We start from the raw sequence: 24,533 nt of genomic DNA on the forward strand, positions 1-24,533 counted from the left end.
ACCAGTTTACGAAACCGGTATATATAATATATTCTACATTAAATTTAAAAATCCTTCTTTTTTTATTTAATGAAAACAAATTTATTTCTATAAAAATATACTTCATAGGAAGTATATAAAACAAGAACCAGGATATAAAAAGATTGATAGAGTGTGGTATTTTGTTACAACAAAAAAGTGCGCACTATGGCGCACAATAATTAGCTAAATCTTCTTTTTAATCTCGACAATACATCTGACATTGCTGCCAAATCGCTGCCGACTTCTTTAACCTTTCCTCTATTTTGACTTATAATATCTTTAATCTTTGACAGAATCTTATCATTTTCCGCCCTCAATTCTTCTATCTGCTTCAATATCTCCTCATCTGAAGGCAATGCAATCTCTGCTACATTTACTTCATCGGACTCAAAGTCATACGTATCGTACTTTGATGGAATGATCGTTTCAATGTTAAGCACATCTTTTATCTTCTCTGAAAGTACTTTTTGAGCACTATCTTCGCCGTGAACAATAAATATTTTCTTAGGCTTTTTCTTAAATGACGATATCCAATCCATAATACCCTTTTGATCAGCATGCCCAGAGAAGCTTTCTATGTTTTGGATTTCCGCATTGACTGTTATTTCCTCTCCAAATATATTCACAGTCTTTTCACCTTCTAATATTCTCCTGCCAAGGGTACCTTTAGCCTGGTAACCTACAAACACTATTGTGCTGTCAGATCTCCAAAGATTGTGCTTTAAGTGATGCTTTATGCGGCCAGCTTCACACATGCCACTGGCTGAAATAATTATGACAGGCTCTTTAAGGTCATTAAGCGCCTTTGATTCTTCTGCCGAATGTGTAAAATGCAAATTTGGAAAATCCAATGGATAATCACCATTTTCCACATATCTTCTGGCTTCATCATCGAAATAGTCAAGATGCTTTCTAAAGACGTCTGTGACAGATGTAGCAAGGGGACTGTCTACGTACACAGGCACTTTACTTATATACTCTATCTCATTTTTGTAAAGTTCCTCATCTTTGTGTATCTCATATAATAGTTCTTGTGTCCTTCCTACGGCAAATGATGGGATTATCACATTGCCTCCTCTTGATATAGTCTTTTTTATTATCTCCATAAGCTTTTTGGCTTTGTCGCCTACGTCTTCATGCAGCCTATCACCGTATGTGGATTCACACACAAGATAATCTGCCTCATCTATTATCGCAGGATCTCTCAAAATCGGTATATTTTTGTTTCCCAGATCCCCTGAAAAAACCACCTTCGTCTCTTTTCCACCTTCTTTTACCCAAATTTCCAATATAGATGAACCCAGCATATGTCCTGCATCATTGAACTTTACTTTTACATCATCTGATGGCTCTATTATCTCATCATAATTGACACCGTAAAAAAGCTGCATTGCCGCTTTTCCATCGTCAGCAGTGTAAAGCGGCATCCTAAGCGTTTTTCCCGCCCTCTTTCTTTTGCGGTTTTTCCACTCGTTTTCAATCTGCTGTATATGCCCACTGTCCTGCAGCATGTATTCACAAAGATCTACCGTGCCTTTAGTTGCGTATATCTTTTTTCTATATCCTCTTTTATATAGAAGTGGAATCCTTCCACTGTGATCTATATGAGCGTGTGTCAAAAGCATGAAATCAATGTCTTCAATATCAAATGCAAACTCTTGATAATTGTACTCATCTTCTATTTCGCTTCCTTGAAACATGCCACAGTCTATCAGAAATTTTGATTTTTCAGTCTCCACAAGATAGCACGAACCTGTTACTTCCTTCGCAGCACCTAAAAAAGTGATCTTCATCATATCTCTCCTCTCGCAATTGATAAAAATATTCAAGATTTTATCAATAGTCTTAATAATATTATACTATAATTAACAAAAAAAGCGAGGAAGAACTTACATGCCTTACCTCGCTTTTACAATCCGGGATATGAAAACACTTCAGATATGACAAGTGTAACAGCGCCTATAGCTCTTTCCAGCATTCCAAGCTTTGATATCTCGATGGCAACATCATTGTACCTTGATACAAGACATTTTTCTCTCACGTACTCTTTGACAGCGTCTATCAACATATCGCCTATGCTGGATAATGTATTGCCTATAAGCACCAAGTCTGGATTGAATGTATTAACTATATTTACAATTCCAACGCTTAAATTCTTAGAAATTTCGTTTATAGCATCGATAGCAAGCTTGCTTCCTAACTCTGCATAACCTGCAATATCGTTTATATCAAGAGAATCAATATTTTCACTGTCTATAAAGTCATCTTCCTGTCCTGCTTCAAGCCTTTCTTTTATATATCTGAAAAGAGATTTTTCGGATGCGTAGTTTTCCCAGCAACCTCTGTTTCCACAACTGCATATATGGTCATTTATATCAATTGTCATGTGCCCTATCTCGCCTGCTAACCCACTGGAGCCTCTATAGAGCTCATTATTGATTATGATTCCTGTACCTATGCCAATGCCTGCACTGACATAGACAAAATTTTTGGCGTTTCTGCCTCCTCCAAACCACTTCTCACCTATAGCACCTGTATTAGCTTCATTGTCTATATACACTTTTAAGTTGAATCTCTCTTCTACCATCTTTTTAAGCTCCACATTTTCCCAATTTAAGTTTGGAGCTTTTAGCACAACGCCTCTTTTATAATCTGTAATACCAGGCACACCGATGCCTATGCCTAATATTCCCTTCACCGTATTTGGCGAATTTTTTATAGCCTCATCTATAAGTTCTATCATCTTAGATATGATGTCTTCCTTGCTTTCGCCGATCTTTAAATTTATCCGCTTTTGCCACAATATGTTTGCAAGTATGTCTGTCAAAATGACGAGAATATAATTCACATCAAGATCGACACCAATGACGCAACCAGCAAGGCTATTTATCATAAGCATTATAGGCTTTCTGCCGCCTTTTGACTCTCCAGGTCCTTCTTCCTCTACAAAGCCTTCTTTTATAAGTTCATCAACCAAAGAAGAAACTGTTGATTTATTAAGCCCTGTAATATTTGCTAAGTCAGCCCTGGATATTATGCCTTTTTTGCGGATAGTGTTTAAGACGATGGATTTATTAATTTGTTTTATTAGCAACTGATCACCTGTTATCATTTAATCACCTTGCAATACTTCGTTTTCACCAGCATATTATACCATATTAAAATGTGTTTTCTCAATGATACGGCCTTAACATAATAATCGAAAAACACGTACAAAAGTTTAACAATTTGACGAATTTTCAATGACTTTATTCAATTCTAAAATATATACTCCAATAGCAATTGTCTCCCATCTAAAGATGGGAGACGATTTTATCTGTTATTTCAACAATTTAGTTGTCAATTTTAAGTCAAACTTTACAAATTCAGCTTCCCAATTTCTTCAAATGCACCTTTAAGCCTCGAATATAAGCTTACGTAGATTGGATACAGCTTGTTGTACTTTTCGACGTTTTCTTGGATTGGGTATACGCTATCTGTAACTTTTATTAAACTATTGCAAGCGTCATCTACATTTTTGTAAAGGCCATATCCTACAGATGCCATTATGGCTGCACCGAATGAAGGTCCTTCTGTAGCATTTATCATGTCGATTCTTACATTGAATATGTCGGCAAGTATTTGCCTCCAAAGCCTGCTTTTAGCGCCACCACCACTTACCCTGGCTTCATTTACAGGTATATTTAAAGCCTTTATAAGCTCCAGCGAATCCCTAAGTCCAAATGCTACACCTTCTAATATAGATCTCGTCATGTGGCTTCTATTGTGAGTAATAGTTAAACCTACAAAGCTGCCTCTCGCATAAGGATCGCTGTAGGGCGTCCTCTCACCCATAAGGTAAGGCAAGAATATTAGTCCATCACTGCCTGGTTTCACCTTTTCTGCTTCTTCTAAGAGTCCGTCAAATGTCATAACATCAGTCTTGTAATTATTTACATCATCCACCCACCATTTAAGACATGATGCAGCCGAAAGCATTACACCCATCACATGCCATTTGCCATTTGCATGACAGAATGAGTGAAGCCTAAGCTCATCATCTGCTGCGTACTTATCCTGTGATGCGAATACAACGCCTGAAGTACCCAATGCGATGGACACTATACCGCTTTTTACTGTGCCGGTACCGACAGCACCGCTGGCTTGGTCACCACCACCGCCCACAACGATAGTACCTTCATGAATCCCTGTCAAATCTGCTACTTCTTTTGTGACATACCCTGTGACATCTGTTGATTCATAGCACTTAGGAAGGGCTTTTTCCGGTATTTCAAATATGTCTATCATTTCTTTTGACCATCTTCTATTTTCCACATCGAAGAGAAGTGTACCTGATGCATCTGAAACTTCCGTAGCGTACTCACCCGTCAATTTAAACCTTATATAGTCCTTAGGTAAAAGGATATGAGCGATTCTTTCATATACATCCGGAAGGTGTTTCTTTACCCACAATATCTTTGGTGCAGTAAAGCCTGTCAATGCTTTATTTCCAGTGTACTTCAGAAGACCTTCTTTCCCTATTTTTTCGGTGATGTAGTCGCATTCTTCCTGTGTTCTTTGGTCACACCAAAGTATGGCCGGTGTTAAAACGTTATTATCTTTATCCAGAAGCACCAGTCCATGCATCTGTCCGCTTAAGCCGATGCCTTTTATGTCATAGCCATTTACGCCGCTTTTTACAATAATCTCTCTTATTCCATCCCTTGTGCTACTCCACCAATCTTCTGGATTTTGTTCTGCCCAGCCTGGTTCTGGATAATATACAGGATATTCTTTTGAAACGCTTGATATCACATTGCCGCTTTCATTCATCAGTATTATCTTAACTGATGATGTTCCTAAATCTATCCCTAAAAAATACATACATTTACCTCCATGATATTTGTTAAGGGCAGCTTTAATGAAGCATGAAGCTGCCCTCATGTTTCATTATTCTGCAAACAAATACTGATTTAGGATTGACTCTAGTAGCTCTTGTCTTCCTGATTTGTTGACAATCTGGCTGTGCTCTAATGCATACTTCTCAAGGCTCTTGAAATCAGCTTTTCCGCTTACAATATCAGCGCCAATGCCATCTTTGTAGCTTGCGTATCTTTCCTCGATAAACTTGTCGAAAACGCCATCTTTCACAAGCTTGTAAGCAACTTTGAAGCCTTTTGCAAAAGCATCCATTCCAGCTATGTGGCCTAAGAAAAGATCTTCTGGCTCAAATGAAGCACGTCTTACTTTTGCATCGAAGTTAAGGCCGCCTTTGTCAAATCCGCCCATCTTTATGACTTCATACATGGCAAGTGTGGTCATGCGTATATCTGTAGGGAACTGGTCTGTATCCCATCCTAAAAGCATATCACCTGTATTTGCGTCAATTGATCCTAATACGCCGTTTATTCTGGCGTATCTTAGCTCATGTTGGAAGTCGTGGAATGCCAATGTTGCATGGTTTGCCTCTATATTCACTTTGAAATATTTGTCAAGATCGTATTTTCTCAAGAACGCCAATACATTTGCCACGTCAAAATCGTATTGGTGTTTTGTAGGCTCCTTTGGCTTCGGCTCAATCAAGAACTGGCCTTCAAAGCCGATTTCTTTTGCATAGTCAACAGCCATGTGCAAAAATCTCGCAAAGTTGTCAAGCTCAAACTCCATGTCTGTATTGAGAAGTGTTTCATATCCTTCTCTTCCACCCCAGAATACGTAGTTTTCGCCGCCAAGCTCCTTAGTAATCTCGAGGGCTTTTTTGACTTGCGCTGCGGAATATGCGAAAACATCAGCATTGCACGATGTTGATGCACCATGCACAAATCTCGGATTTGAGAAAAGATTTGCAGTACCCCACAAAACTTTCGTCTTGCTGGTCTTCAAGTAGTCCTTTATCATGGCAACTATTGTATCTAAGTTTTTGTTCGTCTCTCTAAGAGTGTCCCCTTCAGGTGCAATATCCCTGTCATGGAAGCAGAAGAAAGGTGCATTTATCTTATCAAAAAATTCAAATGCTGCTTCTACTCTAGCCTTTGCTATGTCCATAGGATCTGTATAGTGGTTCCATGGTCTTTGCATGGTAGCTTTGCCAAATTGATCTGTTCCATCAGCAGTAAAAGTATGCCAATAAGCTATAGAAAAGCGGAGATGCTCTTCCATCGTCTTGCCATCGATTACTTCCTCAGGATTGTAAAATTTAAAAGAATAGGGATTGTTTGATTTTGGCCCTTCATATTTTATTTTAGATACATTCTCAAAATATTTATTCATAAAATTTCCTCCTTCTATTCGTTTGTCTGTCCAACAAACATTATATATTATATATTCTACACAAATTTAAAAAATCCTTCTTTAAAACAAAAAAAATTTTAAAAAAAATGACCGCTCTGGTATAACCCAATCCAAAGCGGTTTAAATTTTAAAGCTTCTTATGACAATAAATTTATTTCATATAATTACTTCTTTATTTTTGCATACTTAATCTTGATTCAAAAACTTAATTAATTCATCAGTAAATACATCAGGTTTTATCTACCGTCATAATCGTCACCTTCTTTTTCAAACTGTAAGTGACACTTCTGCTCCAGCTCTTATTGCCTCTACTGCTGTTGCTACTTCTTTGCAGTCGCCTATAAAAATCATATTGTCGCTTATGCAGCTTTTAAATGTTTCATCAGAAATATTGCCTATTGCAATCACCACATCGTCTGATGCGACTTCAGTGCCATTATTGTATACAATTTTCCCATTGTTTATCACATCTACTTTTGCGTTTGTTACGATTCTTACACCGAGATTTTTCAACCTTTCCATCAAAAGCTTCTTATTCATGGCATATATGTCTTTACCTACTTCATCAAGCTCTTCTAATACTGTAACGCTTTTACCTATTGTTGCAAGGTGCTCTGCCGTCTCAAGCCCTGTCAAACCTCCGCCTATTACAGCTATTTTCATCCCTTTTGGCATTTTACCACTTAAAACATCTATGGCTTTATAAGGCACTACATCCGTTTTAATCGTCAATTCCTTTGGAATTGAGCCTGTTGCAATTATTACCTTGTCATAATTCATATTTTTCAGTTCATCGCACGAAACTTCTCGATTCAGATTGACTTTTACACCGTACTTTTTTAAATCAGTTTCAAGATAATCTACTACTTTTCCTATTTCAGACTTGTGTGGAGGCACTTTTGCCACTTTTAACTGTCCTCCCAGTGCATCCGACTTCTCAAATAGCTCCACATTGTGTCCTTTTTTCGCCAAGTACAAAGCAGCGGACATGCCAGCAGGACCACCGCCTATTACAGCCACATTAAGCTTATTTTCTGCGATCGCATCAAACTCTTTTTCTCTGCCTACAGCAGGGTTCATCATGCATGATACAGGAAGACCTTTCTGTATATATGCGATACATGCCTGATTACAGTGGATACAGTATTTTATCTCATCAGCTTTCCCATTGATATATTTAGAAACGCAATCAGGATCTCCTATAAGGCCTCTTGCAATGCCTATAAAGTCAGCATAACCATCTCTTATGATGGCTTCCCAATCGTCTGCTGCACCCAGCTTATCAGCAGCAATTACAGGAATCGAAACACTATCTCTTATTTTCTTCGCGTAGTCTATAAGTGGTTTATCATCTATACCCATTGGCGATATGTGGTATTCTGACGTAGAACCTACACCTGATGAAACGTTTATTGCATCTGCACCATAATTTTCTAAAAGCTTCGCAAGTTTTAGACTTTCTTCTATATCAAATCCGCCATTTGTATAGTCGCTTCCATTTATACGGCAAATTACTGCCATGTCTTGAACTTCACTTTTTACACTCTTTAATATCTCCAATGCAAATTTGGCCCTTCCATCGAAATCTCCACCGTATTCATCATCTCTCGTATTTACATTTGGTGATAAGAATTGATTTACAAACCATCCATGTGCAAAATGAAGCTCAACAGCATCAAATCCCGCTTTCTTCGCCCTTTTTGCAGCATTCACAAAGTCCTTCACAAACCCTTTTATGTCTTCTACAGTAAAATCTGATGGCTTGTATTTAGGGTTGTGCATAGCAATCTGCACCGCAGCTTTTGCACCGTTGCCATGAATGACATCTGCTAATTTTTTAAGCCCATCAATCTTATCATCGTCGTCTATCCCTAACTGGTTTTTGAAAAACTTGCCAAACTTATTTACATACGATGCCTCAACTATGACTAAAGCAACATCTTTCGACCTTCTGTCGTAATAGCCTATCTCTTTTTCACTGACAAATCCATCATTTGATAAATTTGTGACAGTTGGCAGCATGACAAATCTGTTTTTCAATCTTACATTTCCTATTTTACCTTCTTTTAAAACCATGATAACGCACTTCCTTTTATCTTTTTAATGCCATTACATCTAAATCTTATTGTAATGCTTGCTTTTATATAAGTAAAATAATATAATATTATAAAATATATAAGTTATTGCTTATGGCTGGTGATTTATTATGAATTTTAGAGAATTGAATATATTCTTATCTGTATGTGAGTATGGCAGCATGTCTGAAGCCGCAAAACACCTTTACATGACACAGCCAGCTATAAGTCAGGCAATTTCCGAGCTGGAAGAAGAGTACAATGTGAAGCTTTTTGATAGGATAGGCAAAAAGCTTGTATTGACACATGCAGGCGAAATTTTAAGAGATTACGGAAAAAAAATCAATCTCTTGTTGATGGAAACTGAAAACACATTACAGAATATATCCGATACCAAGACAGGAAAGCTTAAGCTGGGTGCCAGCAGAACCGTCGGCACATACTTGTTGCCTAAAATAATCGGCAAATTTTTAAAACTATATGCAAATGTGGAATTGCCATTTTGCATAAACAATACCTCGGAAATAGTAAATATGATACTTAATAGCGAAATAGATCTTGGAATAGTAGAAGGTCCAATACACTCCAATAGTATCGAAAAAAAACATTTGTTAGATGATGAACTATACCTTATATGCTCAAAAGAACATCAATGGGCAAAAAAGAATATCATCCAGATGGATGATTTATCAAAAGCTGATTTCATCATGAGGGAAGTTGGCAGCGGCACCAGAGAAGTGTTTGAAAATACAATGAAATCCCACAACGTCGAATACGACATTAAACTGGAACTAAACAGCATCGAGGCAATAAAGAAGGCAGTCGAAGCAAACTTAGGTGTTTCAGTAATATCAAAGTTAGCTCTAAATGAAGAATTAAAAAGTTCGAAGCTTATAAAAATAGAAATAGAAGGAATAAAATTCACGAGAAAATTCAATATCATATATCATAAAGACAAATACTTGTCAGATCTTCATAAGAAGTTTATAGATTTCATTTGCAGTGTAAAATGAGGCATGTTATTTTAAAAGGAATTCGTAATATGTCATGACGTAGTCTTTTATCCTATCTGCAATCGCTTTGTGGCCCTCCTCATTCGGGTGTATTCCATCTTCACATAAAAGCTTTCTGTAATCAGGTCTATCTAAAAACGCGCTTCTCACATCTATTATCTTCGTATCGGTGCTTGAGGCTATGCTCAATATGGCAGAATTGTATCTTTCCTGCCACCAGTATATCTTTGTGACGCTTCCAAGCCACGTCAATATGTTTTTTGCCATTTCTTTATTGCCTTTGCTAATCCAGCTAAAGTATCTGTCTGCATCCAATGGAGGAAGCGTAAGCAAAACCGGTGCTATGTTGGCATTTTTAAGCGAATCTATGAGTTCTCTTAATGTCTCTTTAAACACATTGAAATCAGTGTTTGGCAGATGTTCTTTGTAAGGGTCTTTAGCTACCTCATCCCAATTAAAATCGCAATCATTCCCCCCAAACTCTAAAAGTACAATATCAGGACTTACCTTGTCTAACTCTTTTTTAAGCCTGTCTTTGCCTCTTAATATGGTGCTGCCAAACTTCGATATGTTTTCAACAGTTCCTTTTAAGCATCCATTTAAAAGATTTGCATAAGAATCCTTCAAAACCACATATTTGTTCCTAATTTTATCGAGAACCACGCCTTTGGATATGGAATCTCCGCACACAAGAAAGTTGTAATTTTCTTTTATGTTCAACATCTCCATCATTTAGCCTCCCTAACCTTTTAATCTATTATACCACAAATTAACATATTTATTAACAAAAAAATGCCGAAACATTCGGCATTATTCCAATTTCAATATTACATCATTATCCTTTTTGTAGATTATATAATTTGCGTTGATACCCAGTATATCGCCGCTTCCCGTTATGGTCTCACCTGTATTTACGTCAATCAAATCTTTACCGTCAAAAGTGACAGTCAAAGCATTGTCCTTAGGCAGTATATACACCTGATTTGGATCAATTGCATGATTCAGCTTTATGTGACTCCAGTTTTTGAAGCTTTTATCAATTGTTCCGTAGTATATTTCCACAACTTTATTGTCGCTGTCTAATTTACCTACGTACACATTGTCATTGTTGTCAGTGCCAATAAGCGAGAAGCCACCACTTAAAAATGTGTAGCCACTGCCATTCTTGATGACCCTTATTATCCCGTTTGATGACTCATATAAAAGGACATCTTTTCTCTGAAGCTCGTACATTCTTGTAATCCTCTTAACTGGCAGTCTAAAGTTTGTAATCTGGCCCATTATATCTACACGGTACAGATAGCTATAACCATTGGCATCAACCACATTTATATAGATCATGTTTGTAAGAGGCGACAATGTGACATTTTCTATACGGCTGTTTCTTGGAGCATATATAAGCTTGTCTATCTTTATCTTGTTGTTTATATCAAGGTCATAAGCCTCAAGCTGTATCGCTTCACTGCCACGGCTATACGTCTTATAAAAATATATGATTCTGTTTCTATCGTTAAGCCATGTGTAGTACTGTATATAGTTGCTGGCTGCGATTACCTTCTTTATGCCTTGCGTCTTAGTGTCGACGACTATTATCTGATGGTTTAAAAGATATGAAACGTAACTTCCGTCATAAGAAGCCTCCACACTTTCTCCATCGTTAGGTACCGCAACTTTCATGGTCTTTTGCATCGCGTTTGTATCTGACTCAGTATTGACTTTTTGTATGTGAAACGTAGTTGTTGTAGATAGATATACATTATTTATATAGAAAAGCACTCCCATCTCTATTATCAATGGAAACACTATCCACGTAAAAATTCTTCTTATAGCTTTCATAATACCTCCATCTTATTTTGCATAAAATATTGTAGGAACCATTCTCTCGCCTAAAGGATTTGACGGATTGTTTATGACTTTTCCTTTGTAGTACATGGTGGTTGAGGATCCTCCGTCAAGATTTGTGGCATTTACGGCACCATAATCCAGCATTATGTTTTGCACATCCTTTAACGTGGCTCCGACGCTGGATATTGCCCTTCCGTCTATGACTAAAAATATGACTGTACCATCGGCCCTCTGTCCTATTGCAGTCCTTGGGGCAATACCCCATCCACCGTCACCAGTCTTTATCATAGGCTTTCCATTGACTACGAGAGCAGGACCAAAGCTTACAGCTTCTTTTAAATTTAATTTTTTTATCTCGTCCAACGTGTATTTGCCCACCAGCAGTTTGCCGTCTGTTGTAAATCCTGCAAGGTCGATTTTACCGTCTTTGCTGTAGGCATTGTTGTATATTAGCTTTCCATTGTGTATGATGATTCCGCCTGGCGTTCCTCCACTTCCAGTCCACGCACCATCAACGTATCCAATAAAGCCTCCAGCGTTTATAGCAGCTATAGCCCCATTTTCTTTCGCTATCTCACTGACTGTCTCTCCTTCTTTAGGAAGCTTGCTTGATATGCCTACTTCAACTCTCGTAGGATCGTGAATTAAAATCACCTTTCCTTTGAATCTGCTGCTGCTTATGTCGTTCACTTCAATCGTCGTATCGTGGTTGTTTTTGAAATTCAATAGACTACTTTTGCTGCTGTCTGTAGATATATTTGTCATTTCCTTCATTATAGCGTCAATTTTGCTTTGAGGCAAAAATAATGTGGCAATGTACTTATGGCTAAATGTAGTCATAGCTGTCGCTACCAAAGTATTTCTGATATTTGTAAAAGGACCGTAAAATATGGACATCGGTATAACTATGACAGCCAAAAATACTTGAAATATTACATATGCTATTATCTTTTTCATACAATTTCTCTCTCCCATTTTAACACCTTATAATTTTACACATATTCTATTATACAAGAAAATTATTAATATTTTATTAAAAAAATCGCAAATATATAAAAAAATATATCCTGAATAGCTATTTTTATAGCATAATCAGGATATATTTACTTGTATTGGGTTATTTTGCAAGATTGTATATGTTTATTAGACATTTTTCTACGCAATTTTACTTTTCGCCACAAATATTTAAGATCTCATTATACAATTTTTTGTCGATGTAGAATCCCTTTCGTATCATATCGTCTACAACTGGCTTTACTCTTTTTATGATTCCTTTTTCCTTTGCCTTTACCAAAATCCCCAGCGTGCCACTTACAACAAGTCCTAAGCTTTTTGAATGCTGTCTTGCAAGGTAATCATCAATAATACACAAATCAGCATTAATCTCTTTAGCCAAAATCATCACTTCAACTTCACCCTTATGAAGGCTTGTAGGGAAAAATTGCTTTGCCTCTTCATTTTTTATCTTAACAATTTTTATAAAGTCTTCAATTTGGCAATTTTCAACAATATTCACTTCTTCATATACACCATAAGGGATATATACATTCTCGTAAAGCTGTTTTAAAAGATCCATTCGGCCTATATTTCGAAGAATTATAATCGGTGTAGAGTTTAAAACAACTTTACGCATTTCTTATATCCTCCGCAAGTTCTTCTCCGCCAACGTAAGAAAAAATGCTTATATTAAAACCAGATAAATACTTTATGAAATCTTCCTCACTTACACCAGCAAGTCCAGCACATTGACCTAATGAAAGCTTTTTCTCTTGATAATATCTAACTGCTAAAGTTTTTTTCATCTCATCTATAAGCTCTTCTCCACTTTTTCCAAGACTTAATAATATTTCTTCAGGAATTTCTATTTTCTCTGTAAACTTCATAAAATCACCTTCTGTTTTAAACCTTATGATTATATTATATCACATATAGCTTAAGTTAGTGGAAACATAATGAAAAAATAAATATATAAAAAAATATATCCTGAATAGCTATTTTTATAGCATAATCAGGATATATTTACATATATTGGGTTATTTTGCAAGATTGTATATGTTTATTATGTCATCTTTCGTAAGTTTAACAAACTGCCCGACAGTTGTCGCCCCATTTGACGTGCATTTATCTGCCATCTCCTCAAACCTGTCATAAGGTATATTAGCTTCCTTCAGTGTCACAGGAAGACCTATATTTTTGAAGAAATCCTCAAGTCTTTTTATACCTTCCAGCGCTATCGCTTCTCTGTCGGTAAATGTCAAGTCTACATCCCAAACTTTAACGGCAAACTGGACAAATCTATCCAAGTCGTGTTTATACACGTATTTCATCCATGCTGGGAATATTATAGCAAGACCTGCGCCGTGTGCTATATCGTAGATTGCGCTTAGTTCATGCTCAATCCTGTGTGATGCCCAATCACCGATTCTTCCCGTATCCAGCAATCCATTATGTGCAATAGTACCTACCCACATCACTTCAGCTCTCGCATCATAGTCTTCAGGATTTTCAATAAGCCTTGGAACATTGTTTATCATTGTCTTAAGCGTTGCTTCACAAAGCCTATCTGTAAGATCTACATTGCGGACATTTGTAAAGTACCTTTCCATTATATGAGCCATTATATCCGCTGCACCTGCAGCCGTCTGATACTGAGGAAGTGTGTACAAAAGCTCTGGATTCATTATGGCAAATTGAGGCCTTATGAGATCAGAATGTATACCTTTCTTGTACCAACCATCTTCATTCGTTATGACTGCACTGTCGCTGGCTTCACTTCCTGTTGCAGCCAACGTCAATATTACACCTACTGGCAATGCCTTTTCAATCTCAGCTTTGCCTACAAAGAAATCCCACACTTTGCCATCGTAAAGCGCACCAACAGCGATAGCCTTTGCAGTGTCTATGGCACTACCTCCACCTACAGCCAATATAAAGTCAATGCCGTTTTCTTTGCAAATCTTTATCCCTTCATAAACCAAGCTAAGCCTTGGATTTGGTTTTACTCCTGATAATTCTATGTAATCAACACCATTGTCTTTTAGCGATTTTACGACTTTGTCGTAAAGACCTGTCTTTTTTATGCTGCCACTGCCGTAGACAAACAATACTTTTTTTGAATATTTTTTTGTCTCTTGGCCTACTCTATTTTCAGTCCCTTTGCCAAAGATGATCTTTGTCGGACAAACAAAATCAAAATTGTTCATAAAATCACACCCTCTTTTTAATTTTTCTTTTGAAATAATTATACCACTGGTTTTTTGAAAAACATATTTTGATAGTACACTACGATAACATTTGATATGTAACAACTAATATACAACTTCATATATTAGTTTTAGAACACGATCATATTTAATCGTGCTCAAAATATTCCAAACGAGGTGGTTGTTTTGCCAACTATTCAAATTAACCCTACTGACGATGCTTATATATCGCAGTATTTTCCTACTCAAAATTTCGGCAATTCTATTTCACTATTTACTGGCGAATATTTAAGGTTTGGAAATATGCCAGATGCTTACAGAACTCTATTAAAGTTTGACTTATCAGGAGCTATACCGTCTGGTAATGTGATGACAGATGCTAAACTGTATCTTTATGTAAACAGAAAAGATATGCCTGACAGCGTACTGTATCCACAGAATATTACAATCTATGAAAACTTAAATGACTTCAGTCAATCGACGGTAACTTGGAATACGGCACCTTTTACCGTCGTAACTCCTTATAGTTTTACTGTTACCGACAGCATGGTAGGAAGCTATATAGGAATTGATATAACAAACTTAGCATATAAATGGGTCTTAACACCATCTTTAAACTTTGGCATAACCATAAAGGGAATAGAAAATGTAGTTGACACTATAATAGGATATGAATCAACTAACAATGTAAATAAGCCATATCTTGAAATAACTTATGAACCATGTCCTGTATGTCCTACCGGTCCAACCGGTCCGACTGGTCCTACTGGCCCTACCGGTCCGACTGGTCCTACTGGTCCTACCGGCCCGACTGGCCCGACTGGTCCTACTGGTCCTACCGGCCCGACTGGTCCTACCGGCCCGACTGGTCCTACTGGTCCTACTGGTCCTACCGGCCCGACTGGCGCAGGAATAGCAGCTTACGGATATATTTACAACACAACTGGTAACACCGTCATTCTTGGTGGAGATGTAACATTTGACAGCAATGGACCGTTAGTAGGCATCTCTCACACAGCAGGAACTGCACCTATAACATTTGATGTCGGCGGAACCTATAGAATTAGCTATACTGCGACAGCTTCAGTAGCTATTTTGAATTCGATGGTGTTGACATTAAACGGCACTCCATTACCTGAAACGCAGTATTCTACCATTATCAATGCAACTGAACTAGTAGGTGAAGCTATAATAACAGTATCCGCTGGAGACGTATTGACTTTGAGAAATACAGGCGTCGCCTTGACTTTAGCTTCTGGAGTCGTAAATGCTTCTATCACATTGCTAAAGCTTGACTGATATTAAAAGACATCTAAGGGTTTTGTTTTGCCAACCCTTAGATGTAAATTTATTGAAATCAGATAAGGAGAATGTCTATGTGCCAAAGTATAACTATAAGTCTGTGCATGATAGTAAAAAATGAAGAACTGACATTGGATAGGTGCTTAACATCCATAAAAGATGCGGTAGATGAAATAATCATAGTTGATACAGGTTCTACTGACTTAACAAAAAATATTGCAAAGAAATTTACTGATAAAATATTTGATTTTAAGTGGATAGACGATTTTAGCGCAGCAAGAAATTTTTCATTTAGCAAAGCGACAATGGATTATATATTATGGCTTGATGCAGATGATTATGTGGAACCAGGCGATTTAGAAAAACTTATAAATCTTAAAAACAATTTTGACCCATCTATTGACTCAGTGACGATGAAGTACGTATTGACTAAAACATCAAATGGCAATCCATCTTTCATAAGCATTAGAAATCGCCTTGTTAAAAGGACGAAGGATTTTAAATGGGTTGGCGCAGTGCATGAATACCTTGAGGTCTACGGAAAAATTTACAATAGCGATATACAAATTGTGCATGGTAAAATAAAAAATACGCCCAATAGAAACATTGAAATTTACGAAAAAATGATTGAAAGCAAAAAAGACTTTTCGCCAAGAGATATGTTTTACTATGCAAATGAATTAGCCGAACACAAAAGATATACTGAAGCCGTTCAATATTACAACATGTTTATAGACTCCAAGAAAGGATGGATGGAAGATATACTGTATTCTCTCGGAAAGCTTGCTGACTGCTATGAAGCTTTAGGAGACTTAGACAAAAGGGATAAAGTGCTTTTTAAATCTTTTGAGTACGACGTACCAAGGCCTGAATTCTGTTGCAGATTAGGTTATAAATTTTTGCAGGAAAACAAGATAAAACAATCTATTTTCTGGTATGAGCTTGCGACAAAAGTAGAAAAACCTAATCAAGGCTTTGTAAATATAGCATGTTCAACATGGCTTCCACATATTCAGTTGTGTATATGCTATTATAGATTAGGTGACATAAAAAAATCATATATGCATAATGAAGAAGCGAGAAAGTATGACCCAAATAATCCTATGGTGCTTCAAAACAAAGCATTTTTAGAAAGCTTATTAAATAACAAATGATTATAAGCATAACCTGGTATATTTATTATTGTTATATCAGGTTATGCTTATATAAACTATTTAAGTTATATTGACTTAAGCATATATTTGAAAATCATCAAGGCTTCGGCTCCTACCCATCTCATTAATAAAAGCGTCAACAGCAAATTGCTCTTTTAAAATATTGTAGTAGTACATCTCCTCTTTTGACTTTATCTCAAATCCATTAGCCAATTTCTTATTTTTAACAAAATATCTGTCACTTATCTCTGCCTCTCCCAATGAATTTAAAACTTCATTTGTGCCAGTACCAATCGAAAATTTTTCTTTCCTCCTCCAAACAATTGAATCAGGTAGATACTCTTCCGCAGTCTTTCTAAGAATCCACTTTTCTGTTTTATCTTTTTCGCTTATTTTATAAGATGGCTTTATTTTAAAAGCATAGTGAATCATTTCCGTATCTAAAAAAGGCACTCTTCCTTCTATTGAATTGGCCATTGTCATCCTGTCAACTCTTTGTAAATTACTGTTGTGCAAATTTCCTGTTATACTTCTAAGTTCTGTGTGCATTTCCCAATTATTTGAGTAATTTTTTAAATAATGATAACCACCAAATAGTTCATCTGCACCTTCACCAGATAAGACAACTTTTACATATTTGCTGGCAAGCTTAGATACAAAGTATGTCGCAACAGCACTCCGTACTAAAGCTGGATCACAGGATTCAAGATAATATATAACTTTTGGCAGTATTTTCTTTATATCGTCTTCTGTATAAATTAACTCATGGTGAATTGTACCAATATAGTCTGCAACAATCCTTGCGTTTTTTATATCATTACTGCCTTCCATGCCAACTGCAAAGGAATTTAAATTCTTCTTGTACTTTGCAGCAATGGCAGCTATAAGGCTGCTATCAAGACCACCACTAAGAAATACTCCAACTGGAACATCAGCAACTAATCTTTTCCTCACTGAATCCTCTAATCTAAGCCTTAGTCCATTTACTATATCATCTGCATTTTTTATATTTATTGGATCTTGTTCTATAGAAAAATATTTTGAAAATCCATTTTTTGTCGTATATGTTTGTCCATTAGGAAATTCATTTATATCGTCTGTGACAACTTGCAGCGCCTTAATCTCCGATGCAAAAGCCAAATAACCTTCTTCTGTATAACCGTAATACAATGGCTTTATTCCTAGTGGATCCCTAGCCATAAATATTGTTTTTTCAATAGAATCATAAATAACCAGCGAAAACATGCCATCCAAGTAATTAACACAGTCCTCTTTTAATTCTTCGTATAAATGAATTATCACCTCACTATCTGTATTTGTGGCAAAATTATGATTTTTTAACTCACTTCTTAATGACTTGTAATTGTAAATTTCACCATTAAATATCATCCAATATCTTCCGTCTTCATTTTTCATCGGTTGCCTACCATTATATAAGTCAATTATAGTCAACCTATTATGTCCTAATGTAATATTTGAGTCTGAAAATATACCATGATCGTCTGGTCCACGATGTACAATTTTCTCCAACATCATCTTAACTCTATTTGTGTCGTTCCCATGAAATATACCAGCTATCCCGCACAAAAGATAATCATCTCCTTATAATCAGAATTTTTTGATATAGAATAAAATTACATCAATACCATTATACAATATTATACAGTAAAAATCTAGCCAATGAAGATATTGGTTAGCATTTAATAGTTATAAAATTTAGATTTAAAGTGATAAAAAGAACAGGTCTATTTAATGCCTGTTCTTTTTTATACTTACTCTATTTTAAACATCTTAAGCGATTCCATAAGCTCTTCTGCATACATTTTAAGCTCATTTGCCGTGCTTGAAAGCTCCTCAATTATAGCTGTCTGCTCTTGTGATGATGCCGAAATCTCCTCAGTAGACGCCGCAGTTTCCTCAGATACAGCAGCTATATCCTGCACAGCATCAACGATCTTGTTCTTATTGGCTTCTATCTCTTTTAAAGAGTCGTTCAGGCTGTTTATCATGTCTGTCACAAACTTCAAGGCTTGTATAATGCCTTCAAATATCTCTTTCGTGTTATTGACGGAATTGCTTTGCTCCATGACGATATTATTGGCATTTTCCACCGTTGCCACCGTTTCATTTACGTCATTTTGTATCTCAGATATAAGCTCTGATATGCTTTTAGCAGCAAGGCTTGACTCATCAGCCAATTTTCTCACTTCATCAGCAACAACAGCAAAGCCTTTTCCAGCCTCTCCCGCTCTTGCAGCTTCTATAGCTGCATTTAAAGACAGCAAATTGGTCTGATCCGCTATCTGCCTTATTGTATCCACTATCTTTCCTATCTGGTTTGATTTATCTCTCAAGAAAAGTGTAGATTCTCTTACTTTGTTGTTGGATTCGATGCTTTGCTGCGTCTTAGCTAAAAGGCTTTCAATTATCTCATTGCTGCTTTCCGAAATCATGTTTATGTTTGTGACTTCGTCCAAAATATTGTTGGAGTCGTTCATAGCCGTATCTATAAGCTTTCCAAGCTCCAGTGTTGCTTTTGCGCTGCTTTGAGCGCTTTCAGCCTGATTCGATGAACCTTCAGCTATCTGCTCTATTGCCCTGGCCACATCTTGCATTGTGGACGAAACTTGCTCTGACGACGATGCAATGTTATTGGAAATATTGTTTACAGATTCAGCCACATTTTTTATCTTTATGACCAATGACCGTATTCCTTCAATCATGTCATTGTAGCTTTTAGAAAGCAGTCCTACTTCATCTCTTGATTTTATATCAGTGCTAAGCACAAGCTCACCTTTTGACGCTTTCTCCATCGTCTTTGATATTTTCCTGATGCCGCCTGTCAAAGTAGAAATAAAGATAAATGCCAAAATGAGCCCAAATATGAGGCAGATAATCATTACAGTGATCATCGTATTCCTTATGGAGCTTGTATCAACATTTAGCTCCTGAATAGTCGTCGAAACGACGCCGATCCATCCAAATTCGCTTAGCTTCTTGACGCTGGCAAACTTCAACTGGTTGTTAAAAGTGTACTCCATCGTCTTATTATTAAGGGACAAAAGCTGTTTGCCAAAGCTGTACTTTGTAATCTTTGTAAACATCATAGTTTTGTCAGGATGGGATATGACAGTGCCATCACTTGTCATCAAGTAAAAGTATCCTGAATTTCCTATCTTTATGCTGCTTATGGCATCCGAAAGCTTCGATAGGTCTATGTCTATTCCGACAACTCCTGCTAAGTTTTGGTTTTCATCAAATATGGCTTTTGACATGGTTATCTCAGGTTTGCCAGACAGGATGTCCTTGTAAGGCTCAGTAGAAGCAATAGCACCTCCTGCATCTAAAGCAGCTTGATACCAAGGCCTTTTAGTGAGATCTACTCCACTTACATCTTGAACAGGGTAGATGATGGTCTTACCGTCTTTAGCTGTAAAATAAGCGTTTAATATGATCGAATTGTTGTCTTCTACACCTTTTAATTTATCCAACAAGCTACTTGAATCGCCGGTTTTGATGTAGTTTTTAAGGTCGCTGGAATTGGCAATATCATTAAGTGAAATCTCCGCGTTTTGCTTCACCATTCCAACGTAATTGTCAAGCACTGAAAGAGCCGCTTGATTTGATTTGTCTATTCTGCTTTTTAAAATTGTCTGCGCTTCATTTACAGAAAAATAGCCTGTAATGAGAAGCGGTACGACGATAAACAGGGTAACCAATGAGAAAATCTTGATCCTTATGCTTTTCACTGCCTTATCACCTCATGTATTAATTTTGCTCGTAAATTGTTTATCGGCTATTTTAACAATAATCTTAAGCGTTTTTTGTATTTTTTCTCATATCAATTCCATAAATGCCGCCATGCTGCCTGTTATACCCTTGTCCCTTCTGTAAGAGTAAAACTCATCAATATTGCAAGATGTGCAAAGGCCTGATATAGTTATGTTCTCATCTTTTATCCCACAGTTTATAAGCTCATAGTAGTTTGTCATCTCAAGGTTTAACATCCACTTTCCATCGCCTTTGTCCAACAATACATCATCTATGTCGATATTTAATCTTGATATTTCATCTGCCACATCTTTACCTACCTCATAGCAGCAAAAGCCTATAGCTGGACCTATAGCTGCAAGTATATCTTTTTTATCAGAGCCAAAAGCAGTTACCATCGTCTCAACAGTCTTAGGGCCAATTTCTTTCACTGTGCCTCTCCATCCAGCATGCGCTAATGCTATGACGTTTTTTACAGGATCTAAGAAATAAAGAGGTGTGCAATCAGCATAAAATGTCACAATGGGTATGCCTCTTTCATTGGTCATCAAAGCATCCGCGTTTTTTATATCGCTTTCCCCAAAGTTTTTACCTTTGTCAGATTCATTGACAATTCTAATGCCATCTGAATGGATTTGATTTGAAAACACCATATCGTTGTAATTGATATTTGCAACATGGCATATACGATTAAAATTTTCATACACGCTTTCTTTATCATCGTACCTTGTAAGGCTTAAGTTAAGAGAGCTGTAAGGCCCACCACTTATGCCGCCTATTCTTGTGGAAAAAAGATGTTTTACCTTCCCGGTTTCTTCAAATGCAGGTATCGTATAAAAGACGAGGCCATCTTTTTCATTTCTTTTAAATCCTATATCCACCTTAATCAAACCTTTCTATATTATTATTGTATAAAAAAAGGACATCACTGTCCTCAATTCAGCTTGCCTTTTTCTTTTTTTCTTCTTTTTTATTTATGTACTTGTCAGAAAATTTGATCATTGAAAGCATTATTAAAAAAAGCAATGCTACCGTCAGCACCCCTGCAACCGGTATAATAATAATGTACTTTTCCATCATTGACCTCTCCCTTTTTAACCTTATATATACATTATACTATAATCGTATACAAATTTGTTGACTTTTTTAAAAAAAATAATGCAGAAAATCTGCATTATTTAAGTTCTACCAGCTCATAATCTGTAGTGCCCATTCCAAGTTCTTCACCGTACTTAAATTGTATGTCCCCTCTCGTCTCAGGATGAATAGCGGCAAATTTGTCATCACCTTCATTAAGCCCTCTGCCTACATCTCCTAATGCAGAATGTGGATTTCCTGCTTGCCTATTTACAAGGTCAAAACTGGCTTTATCTATTGCAACAGGGTCAAATGACGCCAATATTCCTATATCCTGCACAATCGGTGCATCGCTCCACGGTGTACAGTCACACAATGGCGTCACATTCATTACAAAGTTCATAAAGGCTATTTTGCCTTTTTTATTCATATAGGCTCCATAGGCGTACTCTGTCATCCTCTCCACAAACTCATCCATGTCTGTTCCCCATTGTGGATTTATGGCGTCGTACTGGCACATTGTAATACATTCTCCACATCCGATGCATTTTTCAGGATCTATGTAAGCCTTGCCATCTACCAGTGATATAGCGTCTTCTGGACAATTTTTGATGCATGTCTGACAAGCAGTGCATTTTTTACCTACTTTAGGGCTTACTGTAGAATGCTGCTGCTGCTTTCCTGCCCTTGGTGCACACCCCATCGCAAGGTTTTTTATAGCGCCACCAAATCCAGCAATCTCATGCGCTTTAAAATGCGAAAGCACAATCATGGAATTGGCATTGACTATGTTAGACGAAATTTTCACCGTCTTAAAGTGCTTCTTGTTTATCTCTACTTCATCTGAATCTTTGCTCAACAAGCCATCCGCTATTATAAGTGGTGCATTGACAACAGCGTAAGCGAAACCATTTTCTATTGCTGTAATCAAATGGTCTACTGCATTTGAGCGGCTTCCCTTGTAAAGTGTATTCGAATCAGTCAAAAACGGTTTACCGCCGTTGGCCTTAACCTTGTCTACCACTTGCCTTACAAATATGGGATTTATGTATGCATTATTTCCTCTTTCTCCAAAATGCAGTTTTATTGCCACCAAATCATCCTTTTTAAAAATGCTTTTAAATCCTGCTACATCGAAAAGCCTTGATACTTTTGATGTGATACTTCCTGACGGCTTTAAAGATCTCATGTTGTAATAGTATACCTTTGATTTCATGTAAAACCACTCCTTTAATCACCAGCTAATTTGCCTCTTATCATTTTTGCTCCTTTTTTAACATAACCCAACATAGAGTTGTCCAATATCATTATAATTGCAAGGTAGACGACAGAACCTGCAAAAATGGCAGTTCCCAATGATACAGCTTCGTAAATTTTTGTATCCGGCAAATATCTCACAACAAGATTGAATGTTAAATATGCAAATCCTCCCATTATAGCAGCGCCTATAACTGCTTTTAAAAAGGAGACTAAAATTTCATATCCACCAATAGCACCTATCTTCTTTTTCAAAGAATACATAAGCATCAACGATGTCAAAGTTGCTGCAACGGAAGTAGACAATGCAAGTCCTCCTAATCCAAGGTACCTTACGATGATTAGATTAAGTCCTATATTTACTAAAACAGCAATTGCACCATTTACCATCGGCGTCTTGGTATCTTTTAAAGAATAAAAGCCTCTGCTTAGGACATTTCTAAGCCCATTGGCTGTCATACCTAAACTTAAAAACATGAATGCGATGGATGTAAGATAAGTTGATCTTTCGTTAAAGGCCCCTCTCTCAAACAAGATCCTTATAATCGGGTACCTAAATATTATAGCACCTACCGTTACTGGAATCATGATGTAGAGTATCGCTTTAACTGCTATTTTTATGCCTTTTTTAAACTCATCTACGTTATTAGCCGCAAAGTGCCTTGAGAGCATCGGATATATTACAATTGCTATTGCCATCGAAAATATGTCAAAACCTATAAGTCTATTTGCATAGTTTAAGGCTGCAATGCTGCCAGATGGCAAGTATGACGCTATCATCCTGTCAACGTAAGTGTTTATCACCTGTATTGACGTTCCAATGAGAACAGGCATTGCCAATATGATTACTCTTTTTACCCCTTCATCTTTCAAATCCAGCACAAATCTGTACCTAAAGCCAAACTTGTAAAGGACCGGAAGCTGCATTATAACCTGAATGACAGAACCTGCCACAGTTGCCACAGCTACACCATATATGCCGTATTTAGCCCCATATAAAAGTGCTACACCTATTATGATTATGTTGTAGGGTATGCCTATCATGGCAGGTACAGAAAAATGGTCAAGTGATTGCAAAACACCTGTTATGATATTTGACACTAACACAAATACCATCACAGGCATCAAAATCATCGTAAGCTTCAGTGTAGCGTGGTAAACATCACCTTTAAATCCCGGCGCCATTATTTTGACTAAAATCGGCGCCATCACTATGCCTACTGACGCAAAGATAACCGTCAATAGAATCAAAGCATTTAAAAGGTTGTTTATAAAGTCAAAAGCCTTGTCTTTTCCCTTCTTTGCAAGGTATTCAGAAAAAAGAGGTATGACTGTGGTACCGATAGATGCTGCAATTGCAGCAAACAAAACCATCGGTATGTTCTGAGCCATGTTATAAGCATCCACGTATTTTGTTGTACCAAACTTTGACCCTATGACTACCTCTCTCAAAAAACCGGTTATTTTGCTTATCAATGTTATAACCATCACAAGTCCTGCAGCTTTAGCAGTTTTTTTGACTGTTGACATTTAACGCACCTTCAA

Annotated in this window: 20 protein-coding genes; 3 read left to right on the forward strand and 17 right to left on the reverse strand. The window is 36.9% G+C overall.

Annotation, left to right across the window (positions count from 1 at the left end):
- Positions 1 to 200 precede the first annotated feature (200 nt).
- The 5 genes from BVF91_RS08970 to BVF91_RS08990 form a co-directional block, all read right to left on the reverse strand.
- A complete protein-coding gene (locus tag BVF91_RS08970) occupies positions 201 to 1,814 on the reverse strand; it encodes an MBL fold metallo-hydrolase RNA specificity domain-containing protein (RefSeq protein WP_085113079.1) in 1,614 nt (537 codons plus the stop codon).
- A 116-nt stretch (positions 1,815 to 1,930) separates the two neighbouring features.
- Positions 1,931 to 3,133 carry an ROK family transcriptional regulator gene (locus BVF91_RS08975; RefSeq protein WP_085113080.1) on the reverse strand — a complete coding sequence of 401 codons (1,203 nt, stop codon included), beginning with the start codon at positions 3,131 to 3,133 and terminating at the stop codon, positions 1,931 to 1,933.
- Positions 3,134 to 3,378: 245 nt separating this feature from the next.
- Positions 3,379 to 4,884, reverse strand: coding sequence for a xylulokinase (gene xylB / locus BVF91_RS08980; RefSeq protein ID WP_085113081.1), 1,506 nt, complete (start codon positions 4,882 to 4,884; stop codon positions 3,379 to 3,381).
- A gap of 66 nt (positions 4,885 to 4,950) precedes the next feature.
- A complete protein-coding gene (xylA, locus tag BVF91_RS08985; RefSeq protein ID WP_085113082.1) occupies positions 4,951 to 6,270 on the reverse strand; it encodes a xylose isomerase in 1,320 nt (439 codons plus the stop codon).
- 288 nt (positions 6,271 to 6,558) lie between these two features.
- Positions 6,559 to 8,367 (reverse strand): NAD(P)/FAD-dependent oxidoreductase, encoded by a 1,809-nt coding sequence (locus BVF91_RS08990; protein WP_085113083.1) that lies wholly within the window; start codon positions 8,365 to 8,367, stop codon positions 6,559 to 6,561.
- Between the two features lie 130 nt (positions 8,368 to 8,497).
- Between BVF91_RS08990 and BVF91_RS08995 the strand changes: the two genes are divergently transcribed.
- Positions 8,498 to 9,379, forward strand: a complete 882-nt coding sequence (locus BVF91_RS08995) for a selenium metabolism-associated LysR family transcriptional regulator (RefSeq protein ID WP_085113084.1) — start codon at positions 8,498 to 8,500, stop codon at positions 9,377 to 9,379.
- 6 nt (positions 9,380 to 9,385) lie between these two features.
- Here BVF91_RS08995 and BVF91_RS09000 read toward each other — a convergent pair whose 3' ends face one another.
- The 6 genes from BVF91_RS09000 to BVF91_RS09025 form a co-directional block, all read right to left on the reverse strand.
- Positions 9,386 to 10,108, reverse strand: coding sequence for an SGNH/GDSL hydrolase family protein (locus BVF91_RS09000; RefSeq protein ID WP_085113085.1), 723 nt, complete (start codon positions 10,106 to 10,108; stop codon positions 9,386 to 9,388).
- 81 nt (positions 10,109 to 10,189) lie between these two features.
- Positions 10,190 to 11,215, reverse strand: coding sequence for a hypothetical protein (locus BVF91_RS09005; RefSeq protein WP_045412178.1), 1,026 nt, complete (start codon positions 11,213 to 11,215; stop codon positions 10,190 to 10,192).
- 12 nt (positions 11,216 to 11,227) lie between these two features.
- On the reverse strand, positions 11,228 to 12,181 hold the full coding sequence (locus BVF91_RS09010; RefSeq protein WP_045412181.1) for a phosphodiester glycosidase family protein: 954 nt from the start codon (positions 12,179 to 12,181) through the stop codon (positions 11,228 to 11,230).
- 208 nt (positions 12,182 to 12,389) lie between these two features.
- Entirely contained in the window at positions 12,390 to 12,857 is a 468-nt protein-coding gene (locus BVF91_RS09015; protein WP_045412184.1) for a PIN domain-containing protein, read from the reverse strand.
- Positions 12,850 to 13,107 (reverse strand): UPF0175 family protein, encoded by a 258-nt coding sequence (locus BVF91_RS09020; protein ID WP_085113086.1) that lies wholly within the window; start codon positions 13,105 to 13,107, stop codon positions 12,850 to 12,852. The genes BVF91_RS09015 and BVF91_RS09020 overlap by 8 nt, the downstream gene beginning before the upstream one ends.
- Before the next feature lie 150 nt (positions 13,108 to 13,257).
- Positions 13,258 to 14,427, reverse strand: a complete 1,170-nt coding sequence (locus BVF91_RS09025; protein ID WP_085113087.1) for an iron-containing alcohol dehydrogenase — start codon at positions 14,425 to 14,427, stop codon at positions 13,258 to 13,260.
- A 177-nt stretch (positions 14,428 to 14,604) separates the two neighbouring features.
- Here BVF91_RS09025 and BVF91_RS13160 point away from each other — a divergent pair, with 177 nt between their 5' ends.
- Positions 14,605 to 15,726 carry a DNRLRE domain-containing protein gene (locus tag BVF91_RS13160; protein ID WP_240495864.1) on the forward strand — a complete coding sequence of 374 codons (1,122 nt, stop codon included), beginning with the start codon at positions 14,605 to 14,607 and terminating at the stop codon, positions 15,724 to 15,726.
- Positions 15,727 to 15,803: 77 nt separating this feature from the next.
- Positions 15,804 to 16,883, forward strand: coding sequence for a tetratricopeptide repeat-containing glycosyltransferase family 2 protein (locus BVF91_RS09035; RefSeq protein ID WP_085113088.1), 1,080 nt, complete (start codon positions 15,804 to 15,806; stop codon positions 16,881 to 16,883).
- 75 nt (positions 16,884 to 16,958) lie between these two features.
- Here the strand turns inward: BVF91_RS09035 and asnB are convergent, their stop codons facing one another.
- From asnB to murJ, 6 genes are all read right to left on the reverse strand, one after another.
- Complete coding sequence (asnB, locus tag BVF91_RS09040) at positions 16,959 to 18,470, reverse strand: asparagine synthase B (RefSeq protein ID WP_085113089.1); 1,512 nt, start codon at positions 18,468 to 18,470, stop codon at positions 16,959 to 16,961.
- A gap of 185 nt (positions 18,471 to 18,655) precedes the next feature.
- Positions 18,656 to 20,632, reverse strand: coding sequence for a methyl-accepting chemotaxis protein (locus BVF91_RS09045; RefSeq protein ID WP_085113090.1), 1,977 nt, complete (start codon positions 20,630 to 20,632; stop codon positions 18,656 to 18,658).
- Positions 20,633 to 20,719: 87 nt separating this feature from the next.
- Positions 20,720 to 21,535, reverse strand: coding sequence for a peptidoglycan editing factor PgeF (gene pgeF, locus BVF91_RS09050; RefSeq protein ID WP_085113091.1), 816 nt, complete (start codon positions 21,533 to 21,535; stop codon positions 20,720 to 20,722).
- A gap of 58 nt (positions 21,536 to 21,593) precedes the next feature.
- Positions 21,594 to 21,731 (reverse strand): hypothetical protein, encoded by a 138-nt coding sequence (locus tag BVF91_RS13290; RefSeq protein WP_168170199.1) that lies wholly within the window; start codon positions 21,729 to 21,731, stop codon positions 21,594 to 21,596.
- Between the two features lie 97 nt (positions 21,732 to 21,828).
- The gene (locus BVF91_RS09055; protein ID WP_085113092.1) at positions 21,829 to 22,947 is read right to left on the reverse strand and encodes a DUF362 domain-containing protein; all 1,119 of its coding nucleotides are present in this window, start codon (positions 22,945 to 22,947) and stop codon (positions 21,829 to 21,831) included.
- Between the two features lie 14 nt (positions 22,948 to 22,961).
- Positions 22,962 to 24,518 carry a murein biosynthesis integral membrane protein MurJ gene (murJ, locus tag BVF91_RS09060; RefSeq protein WP_085113093.1) on the reverse strand — a complete coding sequence of 519 codons (1,557 nt, stop codon included), beginning with the start codon at positions 24,516 to 24,518 and terminating at the stop codon, positions 22,962 to 22,964.
- Positions 24,519 to 24,533: the final 15 nt, after the last annotated feature.

The sequence above is a fragment of the Thermoanaerobacterium sp. PSU-2 genome, assembly GCF_002102475.1.
Classification (GTDB): domain Bacteria; phylum Bacillota; class Thermoanaerobacteria; order Thermoanaerobacterales; family Thermoanaerobacteraceae; genus Thermoanaerobacterium.

Excerpts from the sequence above, each read along its gene's own strand:
- BVF91_RS08970 (WP_085113079.1), bottom strand. The coding sequence starts at position 1,814 with ATGAAGATCACTTTTTTAGGTGCTGCGAAGGAAGTAACAGGTTCGTGC.
- BVF91_RS08975 (WP_085113080.1), bottom strand. The coding sequence starts at position 3,133 with ATGATAACAGGTGATCAGTTGCTAATAAAACAAATTAATAAATCCATC.
- xylB (WP_085113081.1), bottom strand. The coding sequence starts at position 4,884 with ATGTATTTTTTAGGGATAGATTTAGGAACATCATCAGTTAAGATAATA.
- xylA (WP_085113082.1), bottom strand. The coding sequence starts at position 6,270 with ATGAATAAATATTTTGAGAATGTATCTAAAATAAAATATGAAGGGCCA.
- BVF91_RS08990 (WP_085113083.1), bottom strand. The coding sequence starts at position 8,367 with ATGGTTTTAAAAGAAGGTAAAATAGGAAATGTAAGATTGAAAAACAGA.
- BVF91_RS08995 (WP_085113084.1), top strand. The coding sequence starts at position 8,498 with ATGAATTTTAGAGAATTGAATATATTCTTATCTGTATGTGAGTATGGC.
- BVF91_RS09000 (WP_085113085.1), bottom strand. The coding sequence starts at position 10,108 with ATGGAGATGTTGAACATAAAAGAAAATTACAACTTTCTTGTGTGCGGA.
- BVF91_RS09005 (WP_045412178.1), bottom strand. The coding sequence starts at position 11,215 with ATGAAAGCTATAAGAAGAATTTTTACGTGGATAGTGTTTCCATTGATA.
- BVF91_RS09010 (WP_045412181.1), bottom strand. The coding sequence starts at position 12,181 with ATGAAAAAGATAATAGCATATGTAATATTTCAAGTATTTTTGGCTGTC.
- BVF91_RS09015 (WP_045412184.1), bottom strand. The coding sequence starts at position 12,857 with ATGCGTAAAGTTGTTTTAAACTCTACACCGATTATAATTCTTCGAAAT.
- BVF91_RS09020 (WP_085113086.1), bottom strand. The coding sequence starts at position 13,107 with ATGAAGTTTACAGAGAAAATAGAAATTCCTGAAGAAATATTATTAAGT.
- BVF91_RS09025 (WP_085113087.1), bottom strand. The coding sequence starts at position 14,427 with ATGAACAATTTTGATTTTGTTTGTCCGACAAAGATCATCTTTGGCAAA.
- BVF91_RS09035 (WP_085113088.1), top strand. The coding sequence starts at position 15,804 with ATGTGCCAAAGTATAACTATAAGTCTGTGCATGATAGTAAAAAATGAA.
- BVF91_RS13290 (WP_168170199.1), bottom strand. The coding sequence starts at position 21,731 with ATGGAAAAGTACATTATTATTATACCGGTTGCAGGGGTGCTGACGGTA.
- BVF91_RS09055 (WP_085113092.1), bottom strand. The coding sequence starts at position 22,947 with ATGAAATCAAAGGTATACTATTACAACATGAGATCTTTAAAGCCGTCA.
- murJ (WP_085113093.1), bottom strand. The coding sequence starts at position 24,518 with ATGTCAACAGTCAAAAAAACTGCTAAAGCTGCAGGACTTGTGATGGTT.